The 6301-nt window shown below is 35.7% G+C and carries 7 protein-coding genes and 1 pseudogene; 1 reads left to right on the top strand and 7 read right to left on the bottom strand.

Annotated features, from left to right (window positions below):
* Positions 1 to 600: 600 nt before the first annotated feature.
* From IPK14_21335 to IPK14_21325, 3 genes and pseudogenes are all read right to left on the bottom strand, one after another.
* Positions 601 to 2042, bottom strand: a pseudogene (locus tag IPK14_21335) (aldehyde dehydrogenase family protein).
* Positions 2043 to 2255: 213 nt separating this feature from the next.
* The gene (locus tag IPK14_21330; GenBank protein MBK7995820.1) at positions 2256 to 2510 is read right to left on the bottom strand and encodes a chromate transporter; all 255 of its coding nucleotides are present in this window, start codon (positions 2508 to 2510) and stop codon (positions 2256 to 2258) included.
* Positions 2500 to 2628, bottom strand: a complete 129-nt coding sequence (locus IPK14_21325; GenBank protein MBK7995819.1) for a chromate transporter — start codon at positions 2626 to 2628, stop codon at positions 2500 to 2502. Before IPK14_21325 ends, IPK14_21330 begins: the two co-directional genes overlap by 11 nt.
* Between IPK14_21325 and IPK14_21320 the strand changes: the two genes are divergently transcribed.
* Positions 2586 to 2867, top strand: coding sequence for a hypothetical protein (locus IPK14_21320; protein ID MBK7995818.1), 282 nt, complete (start codon positions 2586 to 2588; stop codon positions 2865 to 2867). The two genes, IPK14_21325 and IPK14_21320, sit on opposite strands and share 43 nt — an antisense overlap.
* Here IPK14_21320 and IPK14_21315 read toward each other — a convergent pair.
* From IPK14_21315 to IPK14_21300, 4 genes are all read right to left on the bottom strand, one after another.
* Entirely contained in the window at positions 2851 to 3294 is a 444-nt protein-coding gene (locus tag IPK14_21315) for a chromate transporter (protein ID MBK7995817.1), read from the bottom strand. The two genes, IPK14_21320 and IPK14_21315, sit on opposite strands and share 17 nt — an antisense overlap.
* Before the next feature lie 125 nt (positions 3295 to 3419).
* Complete coding sequence (gene msrA / locus IPK14_21310; GenBank protein ID MBK7995816.1) at positions 3420 to 3902, bottom strand: peptide-methionine (S)-S-oxide reductase MsrA; 483 nt, start codon at positions 3900 to 3902, stop codon at positions 3420 to 3422.
* Positions 3903 to 3963: 61 nt separating this feature from the next.
* Positions 3964 to 4899 carry a WD40 repeat domain-containing protein gene (locus IPK14_21305; protein ID MBK7995815.1) on the bottom strand — a complete coding sequence of 312 codons (936 nt, stop codon included), beginning with the start codon at positions 4897 to 4899 and terminating at the stop codon, positions 3964 to 3966.
* A 14-nt stretch (positions 4900 to 4913) separates the two neighbouring features.
* A complete protein-coding gene (locus IPK14_21300) occupies positions 4914 to 6293 on the bottom strand; it encodes a PAS domain-containing sensor histidine kinase (GenBank protein ID MBK7995814.1) in 1380 nt (459 codons plus the stop codon).
* Between the last annotated feature and the right edge of the window lie 8 nt (positions 6294 to 6301).

Below are 6301 nucleotides of genomic sequence, written 5' to 3'. Positions count from 1 at the left end.
AAAAACTTGTATTTTAGAATCCCTTCAGGTAATTTTGATAGTGCTAAGAAAGCTTGTGCGAAAGGGATCCTTTTCTACACGTAAATTAGCAACTACTAAGACATTAAAACTTTTAGTGGGAAAAAATTATTTTTAGCTTTAACTTTTTAGCAGATTGATAAATAACCTGTGTTTTAGCTTGTAATGCTTCTGGAAGTTCAAATAAACCTTGTTTTGTAGCACTACTAAACGTGTTGCCCAATCCAAAGCTTGACGGGCTGACATATCTGCTTGAATATTTTGATAAAGGATTCTGTTCCTGTTAGTACAACTACTAACCTATTTATTTGGATCATTGATGAAATTTTTCAATTGATGAAAAGTTTCTACGTAGCGCGTGCAAGGCAAATCATTAATCTACATCTTGACCATTATGATTTCTGCTAACACTTACTTACACTGACCAAGTTTAGTTAAAATTTGCTTAATTCTAATAACTGATAATTTGATTGCCGTTGATTAAGTCTTTAGGTTGATAGAGTAATAAGTTGTATCTTCATAAAATGTTAAGGTTGGGCAACTTAACATTGGCAAACCCTTTAACAATTTAACTTAAAAATCTTAAGACATCCAGTTTGGTACCAACCTCAATATTCCATTTGGTGGTAATTTTCTTGGGATTTAGTCCAAAATTCAATAGAACCCTGTCCAGTAATATCACCTACTCAAATTTGTGATTCATTCCAACCACCAAAAGAAAAGGCTCTCGTGGAACAGGTACCGACGTTTATTCCTACCATACCGTCACTTTCGGTAAATGCTCAACACAAAGCGGGCAGTTCCTCCTTTCAGTAAGACTGATGCAGCGTGACAAATTGGTGAACTATTTTCCACTTTTATGCTTCGTCAACGTTCATGCGCGAACAATTACTAAAACGGGGCCAAAATTTCTTCTTGAGCAATTCGCATAGAAGGTTTTACATAATCAATTAAAGTTGGCCAACATAAAACCATCTTCTTGACCTGCACAACTGTGCCGCGTCCATCAACTAAAACTTTTGCTCCTTGCTGCTCGCTTCTGTGATATAGCCTTCAATTCGTGCTTTGGCTTCCTTGGAAATTACTGGGCCAATGTCTTTCTTTAGCGCAAGTTTTTACAAAGCTAACCATTCGGTCAATGATGTGATCTACTTTACCTACAGCCATCATTACCGATGCAGCCATCTAACGCTGCCCTGCAGCCAGACATTGAGGCAAACAATATTGCTTGCACTCATTTCTAAATCAGCATCAGGCATTACAATTAAGTGATTTTTGCACCACCCAAAGCTAATACTCTTTAAGTTAGCTAAACCACGTCGGTAAACTATTTTTGCTACTAGTTGAACCCAAAGCTAATTGCTTCTATGTCAGGGTGGTCACAAATTGCATCTACTGTTATCTTTACTACCATGAACAATATTAAGCACTCCATCAGGCAGCCCAGCTTCTTTTAGCAGTTCTGCAATACGTCCCGCTGCTTAAAGGAACTAATTCAGAAGGCTTAATATCATACAATTGCCTAAAGCAAGAGCATTAGGTATAGTCAATTAAGCCTTTATATTTGGAAAGTTAAAAGGAGTTATAGAAGCTACAATTCCAACAACAGGTATTTTCTATAGACATTCTACGCCTCGGCTAACTTCATTACTTCGCCAGCGACAATTTGAGGGCATTGAGCAAGCAAATTCTGTTAATTCCATAGACTTTAAGACTTCAGCTTTTGCTTCACTATAAATTTTTCCCATTTTTCTTCAGTTATAAGATGTGTAAAGTTCTTCAATATTTTTTTCTAAAAGCATTCTATAGCGATAAAGAACTTGGACACGCTCTTTAACAGGCAGACTTGACCAAGCAGGCAAGGCTTCTTTTGCAGCCTTTACAGCCGCGTCAACTTGTTCCATACCTGAAAGCGGGACTTTAGATATAACACTACCATTAGCGGGGATTATATGCATCCAAGAGGTCTAGGTTAACAGGGACAAATTGACCTGAATATAATTTTCTACATCTGAATACTTCATTTTTTGCTCCATAAAAATCAAGAAAACTGCGGTGAGCAGAGATTATATATTTAGTTTTTGATTAAATCAAAACATTGCTAATAGTTAATTAAATTAAACTTATTTGAAAATATCTTAAGGCGATACCTAATATTATGGCTCCCAACATCACTAAAGCAGGGCTAACGCGCCATTTAAGCAAAACTAAACAACCTGTAGCTGCAATTAAAATGCCTATTTTAGAAGTAACGCCTGCTTGGGTAATATTAACAATAAGGCTCTATCATTCCTACAACAGTAGGAGTAACAGCTTGATAGAAAAGCTTGGACTTGTGGATTAGTGCGAAAACGTTCTAAAGGATGACCTATGATAATAGTAATAAGTAACGATGGGAGAAATACGGCAATAGTAGATATTATTGCACCTAAAAAACCTGCTACATAATAGCCAACAAAAGTAGCTGTGATTAAAACTGGCCTAAGGGTCATTTGTCCTAGCCATACCATCAACAAATTGCTGATGTGTAAGCCAATGAGCGTTTTTAACTACTTCCTGCTCAATTAGTGGGATCATCACAAACCCACCACCAAAAGTTACTGCTCCAATTCGTAGAAATAAAAAAGATAACTTTTCCTAATAATGGTAAGATAGGTGTAAGTAGTAAAAGTAGTGGAATTAACAATAACAGTTTTTCAGGTCGTGTTGAAGGTATAGAGCTAGTATCTGTTTTAGACTTTGTGCTAGCATCGGTTTGTATTACAGCCTCATTAGAATGTTTTAATGAATTTAGAAAAATTCCAATAATACCCGCAGCTAAAATTACCTCAACTACATTAAGAATTTAAGCAGCAGAATAAGACAAGCTGCAACAGCCATTATTGCTTGAGTATAATTTTTAACTCCATTACGTCCAAGTTTGATGCTGACAGCTAAAACAATGCCTACAACAGCAGCATTCATTGACATAAAAAGGGTTACTAGATTTGTTATTTGTCTGGATTGTAGTTCACGATAAAGAAGCGTTAGACCAATCATCATAAAAAAAGAAGGTAGTAAAAAAGCTACAACAGCTATAATTGCTCCTATTGTACCTTGAAGTCTTAAACCAATATAGCTAACAGCATTAACAGCATATGAGCCAGGTAGACTTTGACCAAAGGCAGCAGCCTCCCAATATTCTGCTTCTTTTAACCAACCTCTTTTTGGACTATGAGGACATAAATTTGAGCTAAAACAGCTATTCCACCACCAAAACCAATACAGCCTAACCAAAGAAATGTCCACCATAATTTCGTCCGTGAGACGACCATAAAACTAAACTACCTAAATTAAATTTAGCTAATGGTTGATTATTGTTATTCTTAAAAAAAAAGCTAGCTAACTAAGCTTTTTAGCTCTCAATCTGTTAAATCAACTTTGCAAATTGATAAATATTTCTCAAGCTTAATTTTTTGCTTTTCATAATATTTTTGATGGTATTCTTCAGCTTTATAAAAGGTTTGCGCAGGCAAAATATCTGTTCTAATCTCACTATTGTATTTTTGACTTTTAATTAATTGCTCTTTTAAGTTCTCAGCTAAATTTTTTTGCTCAGGAGTAAAATAAAAAATCACAGATTTATATTGAGGTTTAGTTTTATAAGTAGGGTTATGATTATCCCAAAATAAATTCAATATTTCTTGAAGATTAATTTGTGCTGTATCATATTCAATTTCAATAACTTCTGTATGTCCAGTATTTTTGTAGCATACATCTTCATAGCTTGGATTTTCTAAAAATCCTCCTGAATAGCCAACACAGGTTGAAATAACTCCGCAAACTTGCTTAAACAAGTCTTCAACACCCCAAAAACATCCTGCCCCTAATATTATTTTTTCCATTATTTTCTTACCTTTATTAAAGCTAGTTTAATTAAAGCTAGTTTAAAGTTGTAAAGTATAACTAAACTATTTGCCAAAATTTAATGGATCTATCCCAACTTGCTGAAGCAAACACCTCACCGTCTAAACGCCATTTTAGACAAGAAACTTTTTTTTGATGACCAGCAATAGATGTAAGTAATTCTGCGCTTTCACCATTCCAAAGATAAATAAACTTACTTCCATCACCACTAATAAATAAGTCATTTTTGGGATGCCAGGCCACAGCAGTAGATCCACCACGATGATTACGACAAATAAACTGAGGTTCCTTTTTGTTGGCTTGGTAAATTCTTACGCTATCATCACTACAAGCTATAGCTAGCCATTTTCCATTATTACTAAAACCTAGATCGCTACCACCTAACTTTTCAGTATCAAGAGCTATTTTCTTTGGCAAATTATTAAAGCTTTGATTAGTTTCAAAATCAAACAATCGCACAAAATTAGAACCACCAACAGCTAATAATTTTTTTGTAGGATGAAAAGCTATTGAATGTAGCCAGCCTTGAAGATTTAATTGTTGAACTACCTTTTGTTCTTCTATAGAAATTAGACGCAAAACGTTATTCCAGCCAACTACAGCAAGATATCTTCCACAAGGACTAAATGCAACATTTGATTCAATAAGTTTTGTCCGTTTTTGCAAAGGAAATTCTGTAATTAATTGAAAGTTAGAGGTGTAAAAAAGGGCTAGACTGCCAATACCGCCACAGGCAGCAAATAATTTACCATCAGGGCTAAATGCAACTGATTCAACAGTAGAGTAGCCATATGGAACTAATTTTTCCCATAGAATTTGCCCTACTTCTTTTTGTGTGGCAACATCCCAAAATCTAATTATTGAATCCGTCCCAGCACTAGCCAGCAACTTACCATCAGGACTAAATGCAAGATCTCGAATTAAAAGCGTTTGTCTACCTATTTCTATTGATTCTGCTACTAATTCTAATTTCATACAATTACTAAATATCATATTATAGAGTTACTTACATCTGAAGCCATTGGAATTCTTAACCTTGCTTCACATCCCTTATCATTTGGTCGATTTTGCAAAGAAAGTGTTCCTCCATGCGCTTCTGCAATTTGGCGGGATAAAACAAGCCCAATTCCAGAGCCTTGCGGCTTAGTAGTAAAAAATGGAACAAATAAATTAGAGGTATTTGCTAAACCTAAACCCTCGTCTTCTATGCAGATTTCAAGATAATTATTTTCTACTTGCCAACTAAGGCTAACTCCACCACTAGTTTCTAAAGCAGCATCTACAGCATTACGTAGTAAATTTATTAGTAATTGATCTAACTGATCTCCATCTGCTTCAATAATTAAATCTGGGCCTGGGGATAATTTTATTTCCATTCGTGTTTCTAACCTAACAACACGCTTAATCCATTCAGCTACATCAAGACTATGAAATCTTGGTTGTGGAAGCCTAGCTAACCGTGCATAAGAACCCATAAACCGGTTTAAGGCTTCGGCGAGAGCAGCAATAACAGAAAGACCATGTTTTATATCTTCTTGCCAATCAGGGGGCTTACGAGTCAGCATATTTTCTAAACTTCCAGCAATAGATTTAATTGGAGCTAAAGAGTTATTTAACTCATGCCCCAACACCCTAACTAAGCGTTGCCAAGCTTGGCGTTCTTCTTCACGTAGTGCGCGGCTAAGGTCAGTTAAAACTAGTAGTTGGTTAGCCATGCCTTTTTCCCGAAAAATTCCACGTCTAATTTCCCACCGTCCAGCACGTCCACCAGGAAATGTTCGAGTAACTGTAGTATTACTTTCTCCTTGTAAACATTCTGCTAAACCTAATTCTTTAGCTGTTCGTCCTAAAACTCTTTCCATTGGCTGAGATAAAAGTTTTTCTCCTGCACGGTTGACTAATTGCAGCCTCTGTTCACTATCAAAAGTAAATATTGCTACATCAATTTCTACCATAACTTTACGTAGTAGGGCATTTGCTTCTAATGCTCCTAGTCGCTGCTCACGTAAGGTTTCTGCCATAGCATTTACTTCTAGCATTACTTCTCCTAGTACGTCACCTCGTCCAATACTACGAGCGCGAATTGAATAATCTCCCTCACGTAGAGCAGCAAGTAAATTAGTAACTGTTTGTAAATTAAAAACAATTTTTCTGGCAATAGAAAAAGAAAAGCCTAACCAAAAGCTCAGAATAATTAAAATTAATGTCCAAATAACTTTTGGGCTATAGTTGTTATTCCAAAGCAAGACAATTGATACAACTACTGCGGGAAAACCCGTAAGCAAACTAAAAAGTAAGATACGGTTTTGGTAGGTTAAGACTCTTTTTTCTAATGTTTCTTGAGTAAAGTTTTTTTCTAGTTCTGACATGAAAAAAG

This window comes from Blastocatellia bacterium (assembly GCA_016713405.1).
GTDB lineage: Bacteria > Acidobacteriota > Blastocatellia > Chloracidobacteriales > JADJPF01 > JADJPF01.
Note: the sequence above shows the minus strand (reverse complement) of the source record. Positions and strands in the feature narration are given on the sequence as shown.

Coding starts and splice junctions, on each gene's coding strand:
- IPK14_21330 (MBK7995820.1), bottom strand. CDS start 2,510: ATGACCCTTAGGCCAGTTTTAATCACAGCTACTTTTGTTGGCTATTAT.
- msrA (MBK7995816.1), bottom strand. CDS start 3,902: ATGGAAAAAATAATATTAGGGGCAGGATGTTTTTGGGGTGTTGAAGAC.
- IPK14_21305 (MBK7995815.1), bottom strand. CDS start 4,899: ATGAAATTAGAATTAGTAGCAGAATCAATAGAAATAGGTAGACAAACG.
- IPK14_21300 (MBK7995814.1), bottom strand. CDS start 6,293: ATGTCAGAACTAGAAAAAAACTTTACTCAAGAAACATTAGAAAAAAGA.